This window comes from Candidatus Limnocylindrus sp., from assembly GCF_040397215.1.
Taxonomy (GTDB): domain Bacteria; phylum Chloroflexota; class Limnocylindria; order Limnocylindrales; family Limnocylindraceae; genus Limnocylindrus.
In genome coordinates this window covers 53,303-74,705 of sequence record NZ_JBBAWK010000001.1, presented here as the reverse complement: position 1 = coordinate 74,705, position 21,403 = coordinate 53,303, and the positions used below count along the sequence as shown (strand labels likewise).

At 63.0% G+C, this 21,403-nt stretch carries 20 protein-coding genes; 10 read left to right on the top strand and 10 right to left on the bottom strand.

The genetic code is table 11. The features are described from left to right. The first annotated feature begins 13 nt into the window (after nt 1-13). Entirely contained in the window at nt 14-727 is a 714-nt protein-coding gene (locus tag AC3LCN_RS00345) for an ABC transporter ATP-binding protein (RefSeq protein WP_488648104.1), read from the top strand. Here AC3LCN_RS00345 and AC3LCN_RS00340 read toward each other — a convergent pair. Together AC3LCN_RS00340 and AC3LCN_RS00335 are read right to left on the bottom strand one after the other, a co-directional pair. Further along, the gene (locus AC3LCN_RS00340; RefSeq protein WP_488648103.1) at nt 724-1,995 is read right to left on the bottom strand and encodes a DNA glycosylase AlkZ-like family protein; all 1,272 of its coding nucleotides are present in this window, start codon (nt 1,993-1,995) and stop codon (nt 724-726) included. The genes AC3LCN_RS00345 and AC3LCN_RS00340 overlap by 4 nt on opposite strands. Nucleotide 1,996: 1 nt before the next feature. After that, on the bottom strand, nt 1,997-2,971 hold the full coding sequence (locus tag AC3LCN_RS00335; RefSeq protein ID WP_488648102.1) for an EamA family transporter: 975 nt from the start codon (nt 2,969-2,971) through the stop codon (nt 1,997-1,999). A gap of 61 nt (nt 2,972-3,032) precedes the next feature. On the opposite strand from AC3LCN_RS00335, the gene AC3LCN_RS00330 reads away from it, so the two are divergent. Further along, entirely contained in the window at nt 3,033-4,004 is a 972-nt protein-coding gene (locus AC3LCN_RS00330; protein ID WP_488648101.1) for a DMT family transporter, read from the top strand. Here the strand turns inward: AC3LCN_RS00330 and AC3LCN_RS00325 are convergent. After that, a complete protein-coding gene (locus AC3LCN_RS00325; RefSeq protein ID WP_488648100.1) occupies nt 4,001-4,585 on the bottom strand; it encodes a thymidine kinase in 585 nt (194 codons plus the stop codon). The genes AC3LCN_RS00330 and AC3LCN_RS00325 overlap by 4 nt on opposite strands. Nucleotides 4,586-4,763: 178 nt before the next feature. Between AC3LCN_RS00325 and AC3LCN_RS00320 the strand changes: the two genes are divergently transcribed. The 8 genes from AC3LCN_RS00320 (at nt 4,764) to AC3LCN_RS00285 (ending at nt 12,452) form a co-directional block, all read left to right on the top strand. Then, complete coding sequence (locus tag AC3LCN_RS00320; protein ID WP_488648099.1) at nt 4,764-6,185, top strand: substrate-binding domain-containing protein; 1,422 nt, start codon at nt 4,764-4,766, stop codon at nt 6,183-6,185. 122 nt (nt 6,186-6,307) lie between these two features. Next, nucleotides 6,308-7,291 carry a phosphate ABC transporter permease subunit PstC gene (gene pstC / locus AC3LCN_RS00315; protein WP_488648098.1) on the top strand — a complete coding sequence of 328 codons (984 nt, stop codon included), beginning with the start codon at nt 6,308-6,310 and terminating at the stop codon, nt 7,289-7,291. After that, nucleotides 7,288-8,163, top strand: coding sequence for a phosphate ABC transporter permease PstA (pstA, locus tag AC3LCN_RS00310; RefSeq protein WP_488648097.1), 876 nt, complete (start codon nt 7,288-7,290; stop codon nt 8,161-8,163). Before pstC ends, pstA begins: the two co-directional genes overlap by 4 nt. Before the next feature lie 11 nt (nt 8,164-8,174). After that, nucleotides 8,175-9,065 (top strand): phosphate ABC transporter ATP-binding protein PstB, encoded by an 891-nt coding sequence (gene pstB / locus AC3LCN_RS00305; RefSeq protein ID WP_488648096.1) that lies wholly within the window; start codon nt 8,175-8,177, stop codon nt 9,063-9,065. Continuing rightward, complete coding sequence (locus AC3LCN_RS00300; protein ID WP_488648095.1) at nt 9,062-10,150, top strand: ABC transporter substrate-binding protein; 1,089 nt, start codon at nt 9,062-9,064, stop codon at nt 10,148-10,150. The genes pstB and AC3LCN_RS00300 overlap by 4 nt, the downstream gene beginning before the upstream one ends. A gap of 78 nt (nt 10,151-10,228) precedes the next feature. After that, the gene (locus AC3LCN_RS00295; RefSeq protein WP_488648094.1) at nt 10,229-10,846 is read left to right on the top strand and encodes a hypothetical protein; all 618 of its coding nucleotides are present in this window, start codon (nt 10,229-10,231) and stop codon (nt 10,844-10,846) included. Next, the gene (locus tag AC3LCN_RS00290) at nt 10,843-11,688 is read left to right on the top strand and encodes a S24/S26 family peptidase (RefSeq protein WP_488648093.1); all 846 of its coding nucleotides are present in this window, start codon (nt 10,843-10,845) and stop codon (nt 11,686-11,688) included. The genes AC3LCN_RS00295 and AC3LCN_RS00290 overlap by 4 nt, the downstream gene beginning before the upstream one ends. Then, nucleotides 11,685-12,452 (top strand): hypothetical protein, encoded by a 768-nt coding sequence (locus AC3LCN_RS00285; protein WP_488648092.1) that lies wholly within the window; start codon nt 11,685-11,687, stop codon nt 12,450-12,452. Before AC3LCN_RS00290 ends, AC3LCN_RS00285 begins: the two co-directional genes overlap by 4 nt. Nucleotides 12,453-12,466: 14 nt before the next feature. Here AC3LCN_RS00285 and pgl read toward each other — a convergent pair whose 3' ends face one another. From pgl to tkt, 7 genes are read right to left on the bottom strand one after another with little or no spacing between them, the layout of a single operon-like run. Then, entirely contained in the window at nt 12,467-13,237 is a 771-nt protein-coding gene (gene pgl / locus AC3LCN_RS00280) for a 6-phosphogluconolactonase (RefSeq protein ID WP_488648091.1), read from the bottom strand. Beyond that, nucleotides 13,234-14,415, bottom strand: a complete 1,182-nt coding sequence (locus AC3LCN_RS00275) for a glucose-6-phosphate dehydrogenase assembly protein OpcA (RefSeq protein ID WP_488648090.1) — start codon at nt 14,413-14,415, stop codon at nt 13,234-13,236. The genes pgl and AC3LCN_RS00275 overlap by 4 nt, the downstream gene beginning before the upstream one ends. Before the next feature lie 21 nt (nt 14,416-14,436). After that, nucleotides 14,437-16,053: a glucose-6-phosphate dehydrogenase gene (zwf, locus tag AC3LCN_RS00270; RefSeq protein ID WP_488648089.1), complete on the bottom strand. Its 1,617-nt coding sequence runs from the start codon at nt 16,051-16,053 to the stop codon at nt 14,437-14,439. Beyond that, nucleotides 16,050-16,949: a phosphogluconate dehydrogenase (NAD(+)-dependent, decarboxylating) gene (gene gnd, locus AC3LCN_RS00265; RefSeq protein WP_488648088.1), complete on the bottom strand. Its 900-nt coding sequence runs from the start codon at nt 16,947-16,949 to the stop codon at nt 16,050-16,052. The genes zwf and gnd overlap by 4 nt, the downstream gene beginning before the upstream one ends. Before the next feature lie 39 nt (nt 16,950-16,988). Continuing rightward, complete coding sequence (locus AC3LCN_RS00260; protein WP_488648087.1) at nt 16,989-18,767, bottom strand: glucose-6-phosphate isomerase; 1,779 nt, start codon at nt 18,765-18,767, stop codon at nt 16,989-16,991. Beyond that, complete coding sequence (locus AC3LCN_RS00255; RefSeq protein ID WP_488648086.1) at nt 18,764-19,228, bottom strand: RpiB/LacA/LacB family sugar-phosphate isomerase; 465 nt, start codon at nt 19,226-19,228, stop codon at nt 18,764-18,766. The genes AC3LCN_RS00260 and AC3LCN_RS00255 overlap by 4 nt, the downstream gene beginning before the upstream one ends. Before the next feature lies 1 nt (nt 19,229). After that, nucleotides 19,230-21,278, bottom strand: coding sequence for a transketolase (gene tkt, locus AC3LCN_RS00250; RefSeq protein ID WP_488648085.1), 2,049 nt, complete (start codon nt 21,276-21,278; stop codon nt 19,230-19,232). Nucleotides 21,279-21,403: the final 125 nt, after the last annotated feature.

Here is a 21,403-nt window from a genome sequence, read left to right as displayed (position 1 = left end):
GAGGAGTACGGCGATGGCACCACTGCTTGAACTAACAGATGTGCACACGTACTACGGTGCGGTGCACGCGCTTCGCGGCGTCTCACTGAAGGTCGAAGAGGGCGAGATCGTCACGCTGATCGGCTCCAACGGCGCCGGTAAGACGACAACGCTACGCACCATCTCCGGCCTTGAGCGTGCTCGTTCGGGGAGCATCAAGCTGAAGGGGAAGTCGATTGAGTCTGCGGCGCCGCACGAGATCGTCAAACTCGGCGTGGGGCACAGCCCTGAAGGTCGTCGCGTCTTCTCCCGTATGTCGGTACGCGAGAACCTCGAGATGGGTGCGTTCCTGCGCAAGTCGGGTCCCGACGTGCAGAAGGATTTCAAGAAGGTCTTTGATCTCTTCCCGCGCTTGAAGGAGCGCGAGAGCCAGGCCGCCGGCACCATGTCGGGCGGCGAGCAGCAGATGCTCGCAATCGGTCGCGCTCTAATGGCGCAGCCAAAGATCCTGCTACTTGACGAGCCTTCGATGGGCCTTGCGCCGATCTTGGTCGAGCAGATCTTTGACATCATCACCGAGATCAACTCGCGCGGCACCGCGGTGCTGCTGGTGGAGCAGAACGCCATGATGGCGCTCGGCATCGCCAAGCGCGGCTACATTCTGCAGATTGGCGAGGTCACCCTTGAAGACAGCTGCGCGAAGTTGGCGAAGAACCCGAAGGTGCGCGAAGCCTACCTCGGCGTCTAGCCGGCGATCTTGCGGAGCGCCCTGAACAAGGTACGCCCGTCACTCCGATCGGCAATCTCCTTCGGCATCTGACCCGCTGTTGACCCAAGCAACCGTTGGTGCGCGGCAATGGCGTTCGCCAACCCGGCAATGTGACGCGTGGGCTTTGCGCCCCGCTCCCACCAGAGGCCATCAATGGCGAGCGCACCTGTCTCCTTGACACGTCGCAGCTGAATGCGTCCGACGAGCCCGTCACCCGCATGGATCGGCATCACGTACGGGCCATAGACTCGCCTCTTCTCGGGGGTGTAGATCTCCCAGCGGTAGTGGAAGTTGTAGAGCGTCTCGAGGCGCTTCCGATCGTGGATGAGCGGGTCGAGCGGCGAGAGGAGCGTGACGGCGTTCGGATCGGCGGCCACTGGGCGCGTGCCAGCCGTTGCGCGCATCGCCGCCTCAAGGGCGAAGCGTTCACCACCAGGAATACGCCACGGCCCTGGCAGTCCGTCAATCTCAATCTCAAGCAGCGCACCACGCTCAGTGAGTCGACGCACCAGCTCCTTGCGCTTCAGCGGCCAGTCGGTCTGCACCCAGACGCCGTTGGCAGAGGCGAGGCCAAGGTCGCGGTGTCGTGCGAGGAAGGTGTGTTCGATCTGCTCCTCTTCGCTAACGCGGCGCTCCAGCACGTTGCGCGGGATCAGCCGTTCGGCAAGGTCGAACCAGCGGCGCGATCCGTCACGGCGCGCGAGGTGCAGCAACCCAGCGAGTTGCAGCATCTCGAGGGCGGCGCGATAGGCGGGAGTTTGCCCCCAAGACCAGGCAACGGACTTTGAGGGGCCAAAGTCGGCGGCGCTGAGCGGCCCCTCGGCGCTGATGCGCGCCATGACGGTGTCGGCCCAGGGCTTGAGTCGCTTATACGTGCCATCGCGCCAGTAGCGCTCACGGCGCTTGTCGGCAGGTCGACGATAGTAGGGGAGCTCACTCGTTGGCACGATGACCAGCACACCATTGTACTGCTCCACCAGGGCACGGTGGGCGGGCACCTTGGCGTAGAGGAGCTCATCGACCCAGCGCGGCTCAAACCCATCGATACGGGCGTGGCAGACGATCTCATGGCTGCGGCCTGCAAGGTCCACTGGGTCGAACTGTAGCGAGCCAAGCCGCTCAACAAGCGCCAACACCGATCCCTTGCTGGCGGGGAGCTGGCGCGGCGGGAGGAGCATGTGGCGTTCGGCGAGGAAGCGGCGAGCCGCCGCCCTTGAGACGCGCAGTGGCGCGTCGCCTGCGCTCATCTCAGTGTGACGCGGCCCCGCGTGCGATCGCGCGATTTCGTGCCGTCACCATGATCGCCACCCCGGCAACAACCACGGCACCACCGGCGATGAGTTGTGCCGAGATCGGCTCGCTCAAGATGAAGCTGCCTGCGAGTACGGCGACGACTGGGTTCACGTAGGCGTAGGTAGAGACGAGTCCGAAGGGCGCCACGCGCAGCAGCCAGGTATAGATGTTGTAGGCAATGAGGCTTCCCACCACGATGAGGTAGGCGAGTGCGAAGATGACGTCGCTCCCGAGCGCACCAAACTGCACGCCACCCCACTCGCCGAGGATCGTAGCGATGATGGCGCCACCAACGGAGCCGGCGAGCATCTGAATCGCCACGGCGACCCGCGAGTCGGCTGGTGTTGCGGCGCGGCGCTGACTCCAGATCGAACCACCACCCCAGCTGAGTGGGCTAAAGAGGATGCAGGCGAGGCCGAGCGGATCAAGGCCAGCGTCACCAGTATCAGGCGAGATAAGGATCACCACGCCGATGATGCCGACAGCGATCCCGAGGATGCTGAGCGGCGCGATGCGGTCCTTGTAAACGACGCGTCCGATCACGGCGACCCAGATCGGTAGGAGGGCGATCAGCAGTGCGGTGATGCCCGAGGGGATCGTCTGCTCGCCGAATGAGGTCACACCGAGCCCGCCGACGTTGAGGGCAAGGCCCACGATCGCCTGGTCGCGAATCTGCGCGCGGGTCAGCGAGCGCAGCGCATCACGGGCGAAGAGAGCGACAAGCGCCAGCATGGCGAGACCGGCGAAGGCGAAGCGCATGGCAACCATCGCGAATGGCGGGATCCCCACACCCTGATCGGGGTCAACGACGACGCGGATGGCGAGATAGGTCGTGCCCCAAATGATGTAAATAGCAAGCATCGCGAGGGCGATTGCCAGTGGAGTGGCGGCGGTGAGTCGAGGAGCTGCCTTTGAAACCGTTTTTGCCATAGCGTTGATGCTAGACGAGACGGATCAGGCCTGCCCCGCTGCGCTCGCGTATCCTTCCCCGATGCGTTCAAGTCGTCTCCCATGGATTCTCATCGTTGGCATCTCGGCGATCGGCTATGGGTCAGGCTCACTTTTTGCGAAGGCGATCTACCCAACGGGCTTTGACTGGCTCGACCTGCTCGTATGGCGTCACCTGCTCGCCGTGCTCATTCTTGGGGCTGTGGTGCTCGCGCTGCCCGCGGGACGCGCAGCGCTCCGCGGCCTCACCCGCGAACGTGCACTCCGCTCCTTTGCGATCGGGCTCTTCTTCACCGGCAACGCCGCCACTTACTATGGGAGCCTCACCTACATTGATGCTTCGCTCGCAGGGCTCATGACCTACGCCTTCCCAGCGATCGTCGCCGTGCTCTCCATCTTCTTTGCGCACGCACCGTCGGGTCCGCGCCCCTGGATCGCCCTCGCCATCGCCACCACGGGCGTCGTCCTTGGCGTGGGCGGTATCCCCGAAGCGAAAGAGCCGGCGTTGATTGGTCTCGTGCTCGGCGTCGCCTCACCGATCATCTACAGCTGCTACATCATCCTCGCCGCACGCCTCGGCGGTGAGACGAAGAGCGGCACCGGCGCCTCAGGCGGTGGCGGCACCTCACCACTCGCCGCCATCCCGCTCAGCCTCCTCGGTACCGCGGTGGGGATGTTCGTGCTGCGCGCCGCGCTCGGACGCGAGCTCTTGCCACTACCCATCCCCGACAGTGCCCTACTGCCGATCATCGGGGTCGCCACCATTGCGGGCATCATTCCGATTGGCGCCTTCTACATTGGCGCGCAGCGCCTTGGCGCCGCTCGTGCAGCACTGATCAGCACCGTAGAGCCGATCTTCACGATCGTGGCGGCCGGCTACCTCTTTAGCGAGAGCCTGACCGCGATTCAGCTGGTTGGTGGGGCGCTGATCCTCGGCGCCGTGCTGGTGGCGGAGTGGGGGGCGATTCGATCTGTGAGCCCGCGCCGAAGCCCAGCGCGAAAGCCAACGCGCTAGGCGATCACCTCGTGGCAGGCGCGGCAGCGCGCCTCGTACGTGTCATCACCAGCCATGCCGCCGATCACGATCAGTTCATCGTCGGCGCGTGCCGGCTTGCCATCGCGCAGCCGCTGGGTGCGCGTTGCCTCGTTTCCGCACACCACGCAGATCGCCGAGAGCTTTGTTACTTCGTCAGCTCGGGCCATTAGGTCGGGAATCGTGGCGAATGGCCGACCGGCGAAGTCTTGATCAAGGCCACTCACGATCACGGTTCGCGGTGCCCCAACGATCTCTTCAATAATGGCGGGAAGCTCTGGCCCGAAGAACTGGGCCTCCTCGATCGCCACCGCATCGGGGTTCAGGCGAGCCACCTCGTTGCGGATCGCCTCAGCATCTGGCGCCACCACGCTCGGGAAGCGGGTGCCCGTGCGGCTCACGACCTCTCCCGGGGCCAGGCGGGTGTCGCGGGCGGGGGTGATCAGGAGCACGCTCTGGCCAGCGATCTGCCGACGGGTGAGGAGGCGGACGACCTCGGCCGTCTTGCCACTGCTCATGCAGCCCGCAATCACGTGGAGCCAGGGTCGACGCGGAATAGGCATGGGCGGGATAGTAGCCGATCCCGTAACAATCGTCTTTTGTGGATAACCCGCCACAGAATTAACAGAGCGGTAACCAGTTGATTACGAAGCGTTGACGACGTCAGCAGAGGATGGTCTCGCGCCGAGTAATCGGCGGGTATGTGGCGCCTAGCCACAGTGAGTAACGAAGGAGTTGAACGTGAAGCTCAAGTCTCGCTTCAAGTTCGCCGTCACAGCAGCATTGACCCTCTCGGTCATGCTCAGCGGTGTCGCGAGCGCAACAGCACCAACCATCGACATTAACGCCGGCCCTGCCGGGGGGGACACAGAGGGCAAGATCGAAGGATCTGGCGCAACGTTCCCATGGGAGCAGTACAAGAGCTGGTTCACCTCGTTTACCGATGAGAATGCACTCTGCAATACAACCAGCTCCGACACCTGCACCGGCTACGAATTTTTCCACACCTCTGACGCGGACGGCCTCATCCTTGGCTACTCGGGCGGCGGCTCAGGCGCCGGCGAGAGCAACTTCTATGGCGCAAATCGCATGACCCAAACGCAGATGTTCTCTGGCACGGACGGCGTCCTCTCCCAGGCAACGAGGACCTCGATCGGAGCCGTAACGAACATTGGCACGAACTACACGGTCATCCCCGCAACTGCAGGGCCACTTGCCGTGGTCTACAACCTCCCAGGACTGAAGCAGAAGGTCTCTTCGACATCAACGAAGACGACCGCAGCAACGCTGCGCCTGAACGGCGAAGTGATGTGCGGAATCTATTCTGGCCAGATCCAGAAGTGGAACAACGCCAAGATCAAGGCGCTGAACCCGCTCGTTACGAATCTGCCATCGAGCGACATCAAGGTTGTTGGCCGAAGCGACAGCTCGGGCACGACATACGTCTTCACCTCGTATCTGGGTAAGGCCGCCACTGCTGCGCAGAAGCAGTGCGGTATGCACAGCAACTTTACCTCCAACACCGAAGCAGACTTCAATGACAGTCCAGCGTCTGGCACCGACTTTGCACCAACTAAGGTGCAGCCTGGGACGTATTTTGCAGCCATGCGAACTGCGGCTGGTGTCGCGGCAATCGTTGGCAAGAGCGGCAACGGTGGCATCGCTCCATATGTGAAGAACACGGTGGACTCAATCTCCTATGTTGAGAGCTCGTTCGCTGACAAGTATTCCTTGTCGACCGCTGCACTTGAGACGAAGAGCAAGTTCACGAGTGGTACGAACAAGAACAAGTTCAACTACCTGAAGCCAACCGCTGCTGGTGCAGTGGCCGCCCTTACCGCGCAAGCAGCCGTAGCCGGCCAGGATCCAATCAATCCAACCACGAGCTACGTTCAGCCAGTCTTTGCAACCGGCACTTCGTCGTACCCAATCGTTGGGTACTCGTGGTTGCTGCTCTACACAGACTTCCAGTCATCTACAAGTACGAATGTTGGTAAGGGCCAGGTCCAGGGCCTCGTGGCCTTCTTGAACTGGGCACTCACCTCCGGCCAGACTTCGACGTACCTCGCGCGGGGATACGTAGCACTGCCGGCCTCCGTGACGACCACGGCGATTGCGCAGCTGAAGACGATCAAGTGGGACGGGACCGCCGTCTGGCCATAAGTTCACGCTAGCCCGCGGAGTGCGGGCCTCTGGAGGGGTGGGCGATCGTCGCCCGCCCCTCCAGTCATCTACGGACTAACCGCACGAGCGACATCACGAACCGTTGATGGGAAGGAGTTGAAATGGCTGGACTGGAGCTACGACGAACCAGCGGGCTGTCGGCAGACAGCCTCTTTCGTCGCATCACTGGAACCGGCCTCCTCGTTCTCTTCATTGTGCTCATCGGCCTGGTCGTGGCCTTTGTCGGTTACAGCAATCCCCTGTGGACCATCCAGAGCCCTATCGACTTTCTGACCAGTTCAACCTGGTCAGCAGGGACGATTGATGAGAACGGTCAAGTGGCGAATGCCCTTTATGGGGCACTCGGCGCCATCTTCGGAACCGTCGCGACGAGTCTTATCGCGGTCCTCTTTGCGGCACCAATCGGAATCTTCGCGGCCATCTTCCTCGTGGAGTTCGCTCCGCCCCGCCTTGCTGCACCACTCACCTTCATTGTGGAGTTGATCGCTGCCATCCCTTCCGTGGTCTTTGGGCTTTGGGCGGCTGGTGATCTCTCAAATCGACTCCGCGACACGATCGAGTGGTGGATTGCGTCGTCATTCGGGCATTTCATCCCCTTCCTCTCAGAAGATCCGGAATCTCCTGCAGCGGACAGTGTGTTCCGCGCCGGATTCCTCTTAGCGATCATGATCCTTCCGATGGTGGTTGCCGTGAGCCGTGAATTCATCCGCTCCGTTCCAATCTCGCTCCGCGAGGGGTACATCGGCATGGGTGCCACCAAATGGGAGGTCATCCGCGACGTGATCCTTCCAACTGCGCGAATCGGCCTCATCGGCGGCATACTACTTGCGCTCGGTCGTGCCATTGGCGAAACGGTCGCCGTCACCATGGTGATTGGCAACGCGGAGGGCATCCCATCGTCGCTTTTCCAGCCTGGCCAAACAGTTGCCAGCAAGATTGCCTCCAACATTGGTGAGGCATCGGGTGAGATCGCGATCGGCGCAATCGCCGCCCTCGGCCTCTCGCTCTTCCTGCTGACAACGGTGATCAGTCTTGTGGTGCGCGTACTCGTCCGTCGATTCGCTGTGAGAGGGGGGCGAGTATGAGCATCTCTGCAGACTCAATTGCGAAGGTCTTAACCCAACCAACCTCCGGTGAACACGCGCGGCAGCGCGTCAACTGGACGATGCGCATCATCGTGGGCGTCGCCGCCATATTGGCGATCCTACCGCTCATCGCACTCATTCTCTTTGTGGTGCTCAAGGCTGCGCCGTACCTGGTTCCATCCTTCTTTTTCAACAACCCGCTCGATACGGAGCCGGGCATTCTCAATGCGATCGTCGGATCACTCCAGCTGACTGGGCTCACGGTGCTCATCAGCGGGCCGATCGGCATTGCTGGCGGGGTGTACCTTTCCGAGTTCGCCTCGCCCCGAGTGGTTGCCGTCGGCGAGACCGTGATCGATGTAATGCTTGGGGTCCCGAGCATTGTCGCTGGTGTGTTCGCCTATCTCATTTTAGTGCCAGTGCTGGGCTTCTCAGGCTGGGCCGCGGTTGCAGCGCTCTCCATCCTCACGGTGCCGATCATGATGCGCTCAACCCAAGAGGTGCTGCGGCTGGTGCCGCAGGCGATTCGCGAGGCCTCGTTGGCGCTCGGCGTGCCAGTGTGGAAAACCGCCCTCTTCGTGAGCGTACGGACTGCACTTCCTGGCATCCTCACCGGCGTGATTCTCGCCTTTAGCCGTGCCCTCGGCGAAACGGCGCCGCTTCTGATGACGGCCCGAGGCACCAACGCGGAGAACTGGCTCGATTTCAGCACCACTATGAACGCGATGCCGATTGTGATCTATCAGTATGCTGCCGCGGCGAGCGATCTTCTGATCGGGCAGGCGTGGGCAACGGCGCTGATCTTGATGGTCATCGCACTCACCATTAACGTGCTGGTTCGAGGCCGAACCGTCAATAGCAGAACAGCGTAAGGAGGGGCAACATGGCAACCGAGAAGCGAAGCACCAATTCTTCACCAGCGGGTGCAAAAGACGAACTCGCCCAGGCTGCGGCACGACCCGCAGCGCAGGCAACCTCCCGTGCTGCCGCCAGCGAGACTGATGCCGGCCGCCTGGTCCTTGAGAACGTCTCAGCACGGTACGGCGCGTTCCGCGCTGTGAAGGATGTGACGTTGGCGGTTCGACCAAAGAGCGTCACCGCTCTCATCGGGCCATCGGGCTGCGGAAAGTCCACGCTGATTCGTACGATCAATCGCATGCACGAGACGCTCCCAGGTGCAACCGTCTCTGGCTCCATCTCGCTTGACGGCGTTGACCTCTACAGCTCAAACGTGGATCCCGTTCGTGCCCGCCGGGTCGTGGGGATGGTCTTCCAGAAGCCGAACCCGTTCCCAACGATGTCGATTAGCGAGAACGTTTCGAGTGGACTTCGCCTGACCGGCGGAACGTCAAAATCCGAGATTGAGGGGATCGTCGAGGATTCGCTCCGCCGCGCAGCGCTCTGGGACGAGGTAAAGGAGAAGCTCAAGCAACCTGGGACATCCCTCTCAGGCGGGCAGCAGCAGCGTCTCTGCATTGCGCGCACCATTGCGGTGAAGCCGCGTGTCGTGTTGATGGACGAGCCGTGCTCGGCGCTTGATCCGGTCGCCACCCTCAAGATCGAGGAGCTGATCCGTGATCTTGCTGCGGAGTACACGATCGTGATCGTCACGCACAACATGCAGCAGGCGTCGCGCGTCTCCGATGAGACCGCCTTCTTCTCGATGGACGACGATCGAGCGGGTTACCTCGTTGAGACTGGCCCAACCGCAGAGATGTTCACGAATCCGAAGCAGGCGCTGACCGAAGGCTACATTCAGGGGCGATTCGGGTGACCAAACGTCACAGCATCGTCGCTCTTCTCTCCATCGCGCTGATCGCAGTTGCGTGCCGACCCCCAGTCGGTGGGAGCGTGGAGCCGTCTGCCTCATCGATCGCCGGTGAGCTTCGCCCCTCCAAAGAGATTGCCGTAACGGTGCATTTGCCTGGCGCCCCAGACGTGTTGACGGCGCCACTCGCCTACGCCGCCGCCTCCGAAACGATTGCTGCGGCAGGCATCACGCTGGACCAGGTTGCTCCAACCGCTGGCGAGGCCCCATTCCCCCTCGTGGCCTCCAAGTCGCGTCTCCAGCTGTACATCGCCACGCCAGATGCCGTGGTCGCATCTGCAACCGCACGCGAGTCGTTGGTCATGATCGCCAATCTGCAGCAGAAAACTTCAATGGTGCTCGTTGCCCCCGCCTCAGGAGCCGCCACCGCGGCGGATCTGAGCGGCTCGACGATTCTGGTTCAGGGCATTGTTGGCGACGAGGTGCCGCTCCTGGCTCTGCTCGCGCGTGAGGGTGCCGAGAACGTGACTGCAAAATTCCCAGCGGACTCGTCTGTTCCCCTTGACCTCACCCCGCTCTATGACGGGACCTACGCCGCCGCCTTTCTGACGCAGTACGACGGCCTCGCACGTGCCCAAGAATTCATCTCACGAAAGAGCGGGCTCCCCGTTGGCCCTGACGGCATCAACGTGATTAATCTCGGTGACACTTCCGGCGTTCGCGGCCTTGCGATCTGGATGGAGAAGAGCGCCATCGCAGATGAAGATTTCAGCATCGCAGCAGCGCTTATTCTGATTGGGCTCACCGACGGACTCGCCTTCTGCAGAGATCAACCGAGTGAGTGCGCGGCAGTCTTCGAACAGGGTGGTGAGACGGATCGATTCGGCGACAGCCTCGCCTGGTCAATCGACCAATTCAACGCCTCCATCTGGCCGGCGCCACAGGGTGTCCTTGACGTGTCAACAGTTGCCATCAGCGGACTTGCGGTGAACAAGACCATTCTCGAGCGTGCCATCGCCAACCTACCGGCAGAGATCGATCGTATCGGCGAGAGCTGGGCACCAAGCGGGATCGCACTACCGCTGGAGTAGCTCATCGGCGTTATCCACTGGGTACACCAATTCGCTTAGGATCTGCGCCCGCCTAATAACCCGCTCGTAGGAGTCGGTATGCAAACACAGGGAGTTCTCTTGACGTCACGTCACGCCGTGCGGGCGGTGGTGGTGGCGGGTGCGCTCGTAATTGGCGCAACGGTCGGTCGAACCAGCGCCGCATTCACTGCGACGACGCCCGTCACTGGCGGAGCCACCTCGGGAGTCGTCTCGTTGAGTACGGTTGGCGTCCAGCAGCTCACCTTCGGTGGCGCAACGCTGACCAACATTGGCCCGGGCGCCACCTTCACGCAAACCATCACGGTGCTGAATGAATCTACCGTGACGACGCCATCAAACCTGACCGAGATCGCGGTATGGAGTGATATCACTGGTACGTCACCCGCCCCCTCTGGACTTGGCGCTGCACTGCAGGTAACGATCACGCGCAGCATTGGCGGTGGGGGCGCGGAGACGCTCTATTCCGGCGCACTGAACGGTCTCTCGGCGTACGGCTCATTTGCAGCGCCGATCGGTGCGGTATGGAGCTCACAGAATGGTGGTGCGGTGACTGGTGTGACGGCAAAGAGTGCGGCCTACACGTTCACCTTCACGTTGCCAGCAAGTGCCACTACAGGCGCTGACTCTTCGGTTGCTGCGACCTTCACCTTCGAGGCGCGCAACAAGACCCAGTGAGCAGAGCCCGCTGGTGCGCCGCCGCGCTCACGCTTCTCCTTGCAACGCAGCTTGCCGGACTGCGAATGCTCGTTATTTCAGGAAACTCAATGTCGCCAAGCATTCGCGATGGTGACCTGGTCCTCACCGCGCGACTGTGGCGAGGCGGTGAGGTGGGCGATGTGGTGTTGGTGGAGCGACCGAGTGATGGTCAGTTGCTTCTACACCGCGTCATTCAGCGGGGTGCGGGGTGGCGTCGAACACAGGGTGACGCCAGCCTCAGCCCCGACGCCGAGCGCATCTCCGACGCGGCGGTGCTAGGTGGGCTCGCCGCCGTCATCCCCACCGGCCTCATCACCTCGTTCCCGCTCGACCTCGTTGCGGCACAGTTCAGCGCCGGGAGGCGCATCAACGTGGGCATCACCTCCGCGCTAGGGGCGCGCGTGGAGATGAGCGGCCCAATGTTGGTGGGTGCCGATGCGCACGGCCAGCTCCTCCCTGGAGGACGGGCAACGTGGACGCTGACGCTCACGCCGTGCCCAACGGGGGTGGCGGGCGAGTGTGCTGGCACCACCAATACACTGCGCGTTGATCCGGACCGATTCGCGCCGATCGCGACGAGTGGCATGGCCCGATCACTGCGGCTTACCAGCACCTGTCGCCCAGTTGGCAGCACAACCTGGACCGCTTCCGCTGACCTCTTCACTGCAGCGTGGAGTGCGGCGAATCTTGCAACGGGGCGACTCGCGTCACTCTCTGCGGGCGCCGCCGCGAGCGAGTGCCAGATCCAAGTAACCCTCCTCGGGAGTATCACTGCCGCCAATGCGACCATCTCACTCCCGCTGCGCTGGGGGCCAGAGTGAGTCGGCACCGTTTGTGGCTGCGAGTTGCCGTGCCACTCGCGCTCATCGCCCTAGCAACCTCGGGCGCCGCCTGGTCGCCTCGGCTCGACCTATCGCTCACCTCTGGCGCGTGGGGCGCTCCTGGTGGCGTCAACAGCGGGCTCCTCCTCTGGTACGACACCGCAGAGGCGGGAACCATGGCGCTCTCGTCGCGCCTTCGCTACTGGTTCGACAAGTCGGGCCAAGCGCAACACGCGCCCGTAAGCGCAGGACCATATCAACCCTACCCAACGGCGACAGCGGGAGTGACCGGCCTGCAGTTCAGCGGTGCGGCGGTGCAGTTGCCAGCCAGCATCCCCTTAGAGCCGATGACGGTAATGCTGGTCTTTCGACAAAGCAACGATGGGCTCAGCCATCCGCTCATGGGGAGCAGGACTCGCTTCTCTGGTATCACCATGGAGTCCGGTCGGCTACGGATGTACAGCAATGGTCAATCGGTTGGCGCGACAACTGCTCGTACTGTCACCGGACTGACCATCACTACGGTGCGCACCACTGCAGGAGCGGCTGACGCCTTTCAGTACAACGGTGGGGCGGAGACGGCCTTCAACATCACAACGACAGAGAGCATGAACTGGATCGGCGGGATGTTCGTTGCGGGGACAGCGAAGTATTTCGTCGGCACCATCATGGAGGTGGTGATTTGGGGGCGGTCGCTTTCACCGAGTGAGCTGCAGGCGGCACATCGCGCGCTTGGTGCGAAGTGGGGGATCAGCGTCCCTTGAAGGGCCGTCAAAGGCTATGAGGGCAAGATCGCGGCCGAGGCCGTATCGAGGAGCCATATTGCCGTTGGGACCAGCGCCGCCTTCGCTGGCGCGTCGATGACTGCTGTTGTGCTGTTGAAGATGCGCGCAAGCGCTTCGGCCTTCCCAGCGCCAGGGGCCAGGGCAAGCACCGCACGGGCGCCCGTGATCGCGCCGAGCGAGAAGGAGAGGCGCGGCAGGTGTGGCTCAATGTGGGTGGGGGCTGGGACACCCGCGGCGACCGGCGCCCCGTCGAGGGCGAGGGGCGAACCAGGGAAGACGCTCAGGCAGTGGCCGTCGCCGCCAATGCCGATGAGCACCAGATCGAAGATGGGGAAGCCCGCCGACGTATGCGGCACCCCAGCGCCACGCAGCTCCTCGAGGTAGGCGCTCACGGCGGTTGGTGCGTCAGCGGCGCTTGTTGGCCAAGGGTGCACGGCGCTTGGCGAAAGCGGTGAGGGAGCGCCATCGGCGCTTGCACTCAGCATCTGGGTGTCGAGCGGGTAGATGTTCGAGAGCGGGTCGGCACGTGGCACAAAGCGGTCATCGCCGAACCAGATCTGCGTCTGCGTCCACGGCATGCGGGCGGCTCGTGCTGGCTCACGCAGTGCGCGATAGAGCGCCGCCGGAGTTGAGCCGCCAGTGGTACAGAGATGGAAGACTCCACGCGCGGCCACGGCAGTGGTTGCCGCTTCAATCACTCGGTCCGCAGCTGCCTCTGCAACGCCCTGAGCGTCGCGCAGGATACGAACCGTCGGGCCGCTCATCCGATTAGCAGGCTCATGGTGCGGAGAATTGCCGGAGAGAGTGGGTCCACTTCGCCGAACTCGAGCGACTCACTCAGTAGGGATGACTCGGTCCAACGTGGTGCCTGGAAGGTTCGCTCATGTACCACTGCTCCGTTGATCTTGGCGATTGCACGGGTGGAGGTTGAGTCGGCACGAACCTCAAGATCAAAGTGATCACCACGTCGATCCGCAGCAATGCGCACGGCGATCGTTGTGCCCGTACCGAGCACCGAATCAACAGGGTTCAACTCAACCGCGATTGGCTGTCGCGCTGGATCGCGGAGCTTGGCACGCCACCCAGCGTCATCGCCCAGGTGCAGCGGCGTCTGGATTGAGGCCTTGATCCGCGAGGCGAGCCACGCCACGTGATACGCAGGGCGCACGACGTTGATGGAGGCACTGTCCCCCTTCCCTCCCGAGTAGTCAATAGAGATCGTGTTGATGGCGTTCAGGAAGGGTGCGGCTGATACGTCGTCAAACATGGTGGCGATAGAGTCACGCCACCGCCCCTGGCGCAGGAGCGCAAAGTCCGTGAGTGCAACTCCAGCGTTTTCAGCCGCCGCGGAGAGAGAACGAATCGTTGCAAGTCCGTCGCCTGGCTGCGTGGCGCCGTCAATGATGACGCGGTCAACACCGCGAAGGAGCTGCCGCACATCACTCTCTGCCGCGTTTACTGGGGCATCCCACCAGAGAAGTGTCGGCAGGTCATGGAGCGAGAGTGGTGGCACGATGCTGGCGAGATGATGCGCCGCGGGACCGCCAACATCGATCCAGAGCAGCTCGGTGCAGGCGGAGGTGCCGTCACCACGCGGCGTGACGGCGCAGAAGACCTCAAGTCGGGCGGCAAAGGTGGCTGGACCCTCTGGGTCGCGCGGAACGATGAAGAGGGTGCGCGACGGGTTGCGCGGTAGCGTCGCCATGATGGATGCCGCGTGCGTAGCGCGCTCTGCACCGCTGGCAACCACGGCAAGGTTCATCACACCGGTACGCACGGCGAGCGGTTCGCCTGTGGTTGAATCTGCAGGTGAGTCAGAGACAAGGAAGCGGCGCGCCTCGCTGCTCGCCCAGAGCTTAGCGAGGAGCTCCTCGGCTTCAGCGACGGTGGTGGCGCTCGAGGTCCAACGCAGTGTTGAGGCGAGGATGGAGTTAAGGCCCATCAGTGTCTCGCCCCCGCCGGCTTAGAGGCGGCGCCAGCGGCGCCCCTCTCGTGTAAGGAGCTCGTCTGCCGCCTCGGGACCCCAGGTCCCCGACGTGTAGTTCGGCATCTCTGGCTCTGGGCCGGCCACCCAGGCATCGATGATCGGATCAACGATCCGCCAGGCCGCCTCAACCTCGTCGGCGCGCGTGAAGAGCGACGCATCGCCCAACAGTGCGTCAAGGATCAGCGTCTCGTAGGCGTCGGGGCTCTCCACAGTGAAGGCGGAGCCGTAGGCGAAGTCCATGTTTACTGGGCGAACGTCGATCCCCAAGCCAGGGACCTTCGCTGCGAAGCGGAGTTGAATTCCCTCGTCAGGCTGAATGCGAATGACGAGCAGGTTCGGCTCCGGCTCATCCCCAACCGTGGGAAAGAGACGCTGCGGTACATCCTTGAACTGGATGGCGATCTCGGTGGCCCGCTTCGGGAGGCGCTTTCCGGCGCGCAGGTAGAAGGGGACGCCCGCCCAACGCCAGTCGTCAATCTCAAGTCGAGCGGCAACGAACGTTTCGGTTTCGCTGGCGGAGTCGACCGCTGGCTCGCTGCGGTAGCCGGGCGTTTCGGTGGCACCAACCCAACCTGGGCCGTACTGACCGCGAACCACCGATTGATCAACCTCCTCAATTGGGATCTGCCGAATCGCACGGAGCACCTTCACCTTCTCATCGCGCAGGGCTTCAGCCTCGAGATTCGCTGGTGGCTCCATCGCCACAAGGGTGAGCAGCTGAAGGAGGTGGTTCTGCAAGATGTCGCGCAGCGCGCCCGTCTCCTCGTAGAAGGCGCCACGCCCCTCAACGCCGATTGACTCTGCCACGGTGATCTGCACATGGTCGATATAGCGGCGATGCCAGATCGGCTCAAAGATCAGGTTGCCGAAGCGGAAGATCAAGATGTTGCGCACCGTCTCCTTGCCAAGGTAGTGGTCGATGCGATAGACCTGCGACTCGCGGAACACCTTGCCAACCTCGCGGTTGAGCTTTACCGCCGTCTCAAGGTCACGGCCGAACGGCTTCTCAATAACGATGCGACGCCAGCCACTATCGGCCTTCTCGTGATCGAGCCCTGCAGCACCAAGCCCTCGCACGATCTCTGGGAACGATGAGGCCGGAGTGGCGAGGTAGTAGAGGCGATTCCCATCTGTGCCGGACTCCGTGTCGATGGCGGCAAGTTTCGTTGACAGCGATGCGTATGCATCTGGTTCATCGAATCCGCCCTGGTGGTAGGTGATGCGCGAAGCGAACGCCGCCCACCGCTCATCGTCTACAGGGGTGATGCGCGCATGCTTATCGAGAGAGGTACGTAACGCCGTACGAATCTCTTGATCGCTGAACGGTCGTCGACCAAAACAGACGAGTGCGAATCGCTCTGGCAGCAGGTTGCCGATCCAGAGGTGGAAGAGTGCGGGCACCACCTTTCGGTGTGCAAGGTCACCCGTCGCGCCGAAGAGGACCACCACATGGGGATCAGGGACACGCTCAATGCGTAGACCGACGCGCAGGGGGTTCTTCTTACCCCTCTTTGCCGCAGGCTTTCGCGTCTTGCGGCCGAGCCGCAAATCACGAATTGTCGCGTGTCCATCTGCGGGAGTTTGCGGACTCACTCCGACTTTACCGAGTGGCCACCGAACTGATTGCGCAGCGCAGCGAGCACCTTGGCCGAGTACGAGTCGTCCTGTCGCGAACGGAAGCGTGTCAGCAGTGAAAGGGTGATGAGCGGGGCTGGCACATCAAGGTCGATTGCCTCCTGTACCGTCCAACGGCCCTCGCCCGAGTCGGCGACCCAGCCCTTGATCCCCTTCAGGTCGCTACCTTCGGCGCGGAAGGCGCGCGCGGCGAGCTCAAGGAGCCAGCTGCGGACGACCGAGCCCTGCATCCAGAGGTCGCTCACCTTGGCGAGATCGAGCTTGTAGCGCGACTTCGCGAGGATCTCAAACCCCTCGGCGTACGACTGCATCATCCCGTACTCAATACCGTTGTGCACCATCTTCACGTAGTGGCCAGCGCCCGAGCCGCCGCAGTGCATGTAGCCGTCCTTTGGCGCGAGAGTGATGAAAATTGGCTCAAGCGCCTTTACTGGCTCAGCGTCGCCGCCGACCATCATGCAGTAGCCGTTCTCGAGGCCCCACACGCCACCAGAGGTTCCAGCGTCAATGAAGTGAATGCCGTGACCGGCGAGCTTCTCGTGTCGGCGGATGGTGTCGTGGAAGTTGGAGTTGCCGCCATCAATGATGGTGTCGCCCTTAGTGAGAAGGGGGATCAACTCATCGATCATCGCCTCGGTGGCATCACCGCTCGGCACCATGACCCAGACGCGCTTTGGGGAGGTCAGGCTGTCAACCAGCTCCTTCACGGTGTAGGTCGGCTTGGCACCCTCTTTTGCGACCTCATCGGTCTTCTCACGGGAGCGGTTCCAAATTGCCACGTCGTGGCCGCTTCGGACCAGTCGCCTCACCATGTTGGCGCCCATCTTGCCGAGGCCGATAAATCCGATCTGCATGTTCTCCCCCTTCACTATTGGTCTTCGTACCTACCGATGCTAGCGAACTGCGAGCACCCGTTCGATGAGCGCCGTAAGGCGCGTGAGCCCAGCGTCTGGATCGTCGCCCAGGTGCACCCGCAGCACGGGGAGCCCGTGGTCGGCGAGCGACCGAACGTCGCCGAGCGCCTGAGCGTCAATGAGCTGGCCGAAGCTGTATGGCCGCCCTGGGATCGCGAGGTCTCGTGGGTGGCCAGCGACGATCTGCAGGAACCAGCCGATCGGCGCCCCACCCTTATGGAGCTGCCCGGTGGAGTGCAGGAAGCGTGGGCCAATGCCAACCGTGGTGGCTCGCCCCGTTGCGTCACGCACGGCCAGGCGCAGCTTGGTCAGCGCCGCGGTGCGCGCCGGGGTGCTGGCGATATACGCCTGGATGCCGATGTAGCCGCGCGCGCCGAGTCGATCGAGCTGACCGGCAATCAGCCGCTCTGCGTCGTCGGCGAGAGCGGCTGGGAGCGCATCGTCGACCCACAGCTGCAGGCCGTCGACCGAGCACTTCACAGGCAGTTCTGGAAGCGCATCGCTCGCCGCGAGTTCGGCAAGAACGTTGGCCGTATTCGTCTTCGACTCGGTGACGTTCGGCTCATCGAACGGATTGATGTTGAGAACAGCACCAGCGAATGCGGTCGCGACCTCCCAGCGCACGAACTCTCCACCAAGGTCAATGCGATCGTTGAGCGTCCACTCCAGCACTGGATGCCCTGCGGCAGCGAGTGCGTCGAGACGTGCCTCAACAGCGGAGCCATCGGCGCAGCGTGGCGCCGTGCCGCCATCCAACTTGATGCGCACAAAGAGTCGATCGTCGCCGTACACACTCACGGCGCCGAGCGGCTCGCCATCAACCGGCACCACACCAACGCCGTGCTTTCCTGTGCTCTCGGCAACGAGCTGCTCAGCCCACGCACCGAAACCATCAATTGGTTCGTCAACGATGAGCGTCGCCTTGTCGCGACCCTCGCGTGCCAGCGCGCCCATGATGCAACCGAGTGCAAGGGCATGATTCCCCGCTGGCTCTGGATCACGGCTCTGCGCCACTGCTGCGCTCCCCGAAGCGAGGAGCGGATCAAGATCAATGCCGAGCAGCGCCGCGGGCACGAGGCCAACAAAGCTGAGGGCGGAGTATCGACCGCCAATGTCGGCGGGATTCAAGAAGAGGCGACTTGTATTGACTACCTTCGTGACTCCGTCAACGCACGGCGACGGGTCACTGATGGCAGCGAAGTTTGCCGTTGGCTCCTGCGTGGAGCCCGTTGCAGCGAGCTGTTGCTGATTGAGTTCGTATGCATAGGCGGCGAAGGAGAGCGTCTCGGTGGTGGTGCCAGATTTGCTCGCCAATAGGTAGTAGCAGCTCTCTGGGCTCAAACCTTCGACGGCAGTGCGTACCGCCTCCGGGTCGGTGGAGTCGCAGATACGCGCCTTCCCCCAGTCGGTGATGTCGGCAAACGCACGCGCGAGCACTTCGGGGGCGAGCGATGAACCGCCCATGCCAGCAACGACGAAGTTGGTCACGCGTGATGTTGCGCCAGCGACCGGCGCATCGCCGAATGCTTCGAGCGACGGGATCTCTGTGGTGAAGTGGTCTGGTGCATCGAGCCAGCCGAGACGATTCGCGATCTTCTCCTGCACCTCGACGTCGTTGCTCCAGAGCGTTGCATCGCGTGCAGCAAGTCGTACCGCCCACTCGCCAGTGCGGGCGCGGTCAAAGGTGCTCTCAATTGCTGCCAGGTCTGAGGCTCGTCCGATGCGAGCGCGGAAGGGGAGTCGTGGCTCAGCGCTCACGACTGCTCCTCTTCGATGTCGGCAACTTTCGCTGTGCGGCGGAGGTATCGCTCCTCGCTGCTCGGCTCGGCCTGCAAGAAGGCGGCGAGCGTCTCGAGCGCCATATCAAGAGAGATGATGTTCGCGCCGAAGGCGAGCACATTCATGTCGTCGTGCACCACCCCCTGTCGGGCCGAAGCTGGATCGTGCGCGATGGAGGCGCGAATGCCGTGGAACTTGTTCGCGGCGATCGTCACGCCGATCCCCGAGCCACAGATCAGCAGGCCGCGATCGGCCTGGCCGGCGATCATGCGCTCGGCCACGGCACGTGAGGAGTCGGGGTAATCGTCGGTTGGGTCACTCCCATCGCCACCAAGGTCGGCGACGCTCCAGTCAGGGGCGATCTCAGCAATCCGGGCAACGATCGCCGCCTTTAGGGCAGCACCCGCATGGTCGGCGGCAACGGCAAGGCGGCGTGCCACCTCAGCGAACCTGATGCCCGTCGTGCAGGTGTGGCGTCGGAACGACGCCGCGCACGCTGCCCGCGAGCACGCCCTTGGCGATCTCGACGATGCGCTCAGGGGTGAAGCCGAACTCCTTGAAGAGGATTGGCGCTGGGGCTGAGGCGCCGAAGCGGTCCATCGCAATGATGGCGCCGTCGGTGCCCGACCAACGATCCCAGCCCAAGCTCACACCCGCCTCAATGGCGACGCGCGCACGGAGTGCCGCTGGGAGCACCGACTCGCAGTACGCCGCGTCCTGCTCGCCGAAGAGTTCTGGGCAGGGCATCGAGACGACGCGCGTCGGTGTGCCGGCAGCCTCCAGCTGTTCCGCCGCCGCAACGGCGAGGTGCAACTCCGAGCCGGTCGAAATCAAGATCATCCTTGGCGCGCCTGTTGCCTCGCGAAGCACATATGCGCCACGTCGTACGCCTGCAGCCGCTCCAGTAATGGAGCCGGCGAGTACGGGCAACTTCTGTCGCGTGAAGGCGAGCACGGTTGGCGCATGACGTCGCTCAACGGCAACACCCCACGCCGCCGCGGCCTCGTTCGGATCACCAGGTCGGAAGAAGCGCACGTTCGGAATGGCGCGCAGCGCCGCGTAGTGCTCGACCGGCTGGTGTGTTGGGCCATCTTCACCAAGACCAATTGAGTCGTGGGTGAAGACAAAGATGCTACCGAGGTTGGCGAGTGCTGCAAGGCGCAGTGCGCCACGCAGATAATCGCTAAAGGTCAGGAAGGTTGCCACAAATGGAATCAAGCCACCGTGATACGAGATGCCGTTCGCAATCGCTGCCATCGCATGCTCGCGCACGCCGTAGCTGATGTTGCGGCCCGACTCGGTGGCGGTGAACTTGCCACCACCATGAATGTCGGTGAGGTTCGACTCCGAGAGATCGGCGCTGCCGCCAATCAACTCTGGAAGCACAGCGCCGAGCGCCGTAATACTCGACTGGCTGACGTTGCGCGTTGGTGCATCGCCACCGAGTTCGTACTTCGGTAGCGCGCTCTTCCAACCAGCGGGAAGAGTTCCCGCCATGCGGCGCTGCAGTTCAGCGGCCTCAGCCGGGAAGGCGGTGGCGTAGGCGAGCAGCTGCTTAGCGTGCGCGGCAACGAGCGTGGCACCGTGATTACTGCGCTCCTTATATAGAGCGGCAACATCGGCAGGCACCGCAAAGGTTGCATCGGGATCAACGCCGTAGGCGGCCTTGGTGAGCTTCACCTCGTCGACACCGAGTGGCGCGCCGTGCGACTTCTGGCTCCCCGCCTTGTTTGGTGAACCGAAGCCAATCACCGTGCGCACTGCAATCAAGCTCGGCCGCTCGTCGGCGATCGCCCAATCAATGGCGCGATCAATCGCCTCAATGTCGTTGCCATCTTCGACGCGGGCGGTGTGCCAGCCGTAGGCATCAAAGCGCTTCAGGACATCCTCTGACCAGGCGGTGGCGGTTGGCCCGTCGAGTTGGATCAGGTTGTCGTCCCAGAGGTAGATCAACTTGCTGAGCTTCAGGTGCCCGGCGAGCGATGCGGCCTCAGCAGCGATCCCTTCTTGCAGGTCGCCGTCAGAGACGATGGCAAAGACACGGTGGTCAATGACGGTATGCCCTGGGCGGTTGAACTCTTCGGCGAGGCGGCGCTCTGCGATTGCCATGCCGACGCCGTTGGCGAATCCCTGGCCGAGCGGCCCGGTGGTGGCCTCGACGCCAGCGGTTAGGCCGAACTCTGGGTGCCCTGGTGTGAGCGAGCCCCACTGGCGGAAGGCCCTGAGGTCGTCAAGGGTCAGGCCGTAGCCCGCGAGATGAATGAGCGAGTAGAGGAGTGCGCTCGCATGTCCGTTAGAGAGGAGGAAGCGGTCGCGGTTGAACCAGCCTGGCGTTGCTGGTGCATGGCGAAGGTGTCGTGACCAGATGGTGTGCGCCATTGGCGCGCAGCCCATCGGAGCCCCTGGGTGCCCACTGTTGGCTGCCTGCACCGTATCGATCGCGAGGGTGCGAATCGTGGTGACGGCCGACTGGTCGAGGCGCTGATCCATGGGTCTCTCCATCCATCAATAGGCAGGTAGGCCGTCGGCGCGGAGCTGCTCACGTGCGCCTTGGTGCTGCAGGGAGATTGTAGACTCACTGCACGCGCGCCGTTGCCACCGAGTGACAACGCAGC

What these genes read in the sequence shown, in the direction of transcription:
- pgl (WP_488648091.1), bottom strand. Translation starts at nt 13,237, where the DNA reads ATGAGCGGCCCGACGGTTCGTATCCTGCGCGACGCTCAGGGCGTTGCA.
- AC3LCN_RS00340 (WP_488648103.1), bottom strand. Translation starts at nt 1,995, where the DNA reads ATGAGCGCAGGCGACGCGCCACTGCGCGTCTCAAGGGCGGCGGCTCGC.
- pstC (WP_488648098.1), top strand. Translation starts at nt 6,308, where the DNA reads ATGGCTGGACTGGAGCTACGACGAACCAGCGGGCTGTCGGCAGACAGC.
- pstB (WP_488648096.1), top strand. Translation starts at nt 8,175, where the DNA reads ATGGCAACCGAGAAGCGAAGCACCAATTCTTCACCAGCGGGTGCAAAA.
- pstA (WP_488648097.1), top strand. Translation starts at nt 7,288, where the DNA reads ATGAGCATCTCTGCAGACTCAATTGCGAAGGTCTTAACCCAACCAACC.
- tkt (WP_488648085.1), bottom strand. Translation starts at nt 21,278, where the DNA reads ATGGATCAGCGCCTCGACCAGTCGGCCGTCACCACGATTCGCACCCTC.
- AC3LCN_RS00275 (WP_488648090.1), bottom strand. Translation starts at nt 14,415, where the DNA reads ATGGGCCTTAACTCCATCCTCGCCTCAACACTGCGTTGGACCTCGAGC.
- AC3LCN_RS00335 (WP_488648102.1), bottom strand. Translation starts at nt 2,971, where the DNA reads ATGGCAAAAACGGTTTCAAAGGCAGCTCCTCGACTCACCGCCGCCACT.
- AC3LCN_RS00295 (WP_488648094.1), top strand. Translation starts at nt 10,229, where the DNA reads ATGCAAACACAGGGAGTTCTCTTGACGTCACGTCACGCCGTGCGGGCG.
- AC3LCN_RS00330 (WP_488648101.1), top strand. Translation starts at nt 3,033, where the DNA reads ATGCGTTCAAGTCGTCTCCCATGGATTCTCATCGTTGGCATCTCGGCG.
- AC3LCN_RS00345 (WP_488648104.1), top strand. Translation starts at nt 14, where the DNA reads ATGGCACCACTGCTTGAACTAACAGATGTGCACACGTACTACGGTGCG.
- gnd (WP_488648088.1), bottom strand. Translation starts at nt 16,949, where the DNA reads ATGCAGATCGGATTTATCGGCCTCGGCAAGATGGGCGCCAACATGGTG.
- AC3LCN_RS00325 (WP_488648100.1), bottom strand. Translation starts at nt 4,585, where the DNA reads ATGCCTATTCCGCGTCGACCCTGGCTCCACGTGATTGCGGGCTGCATG.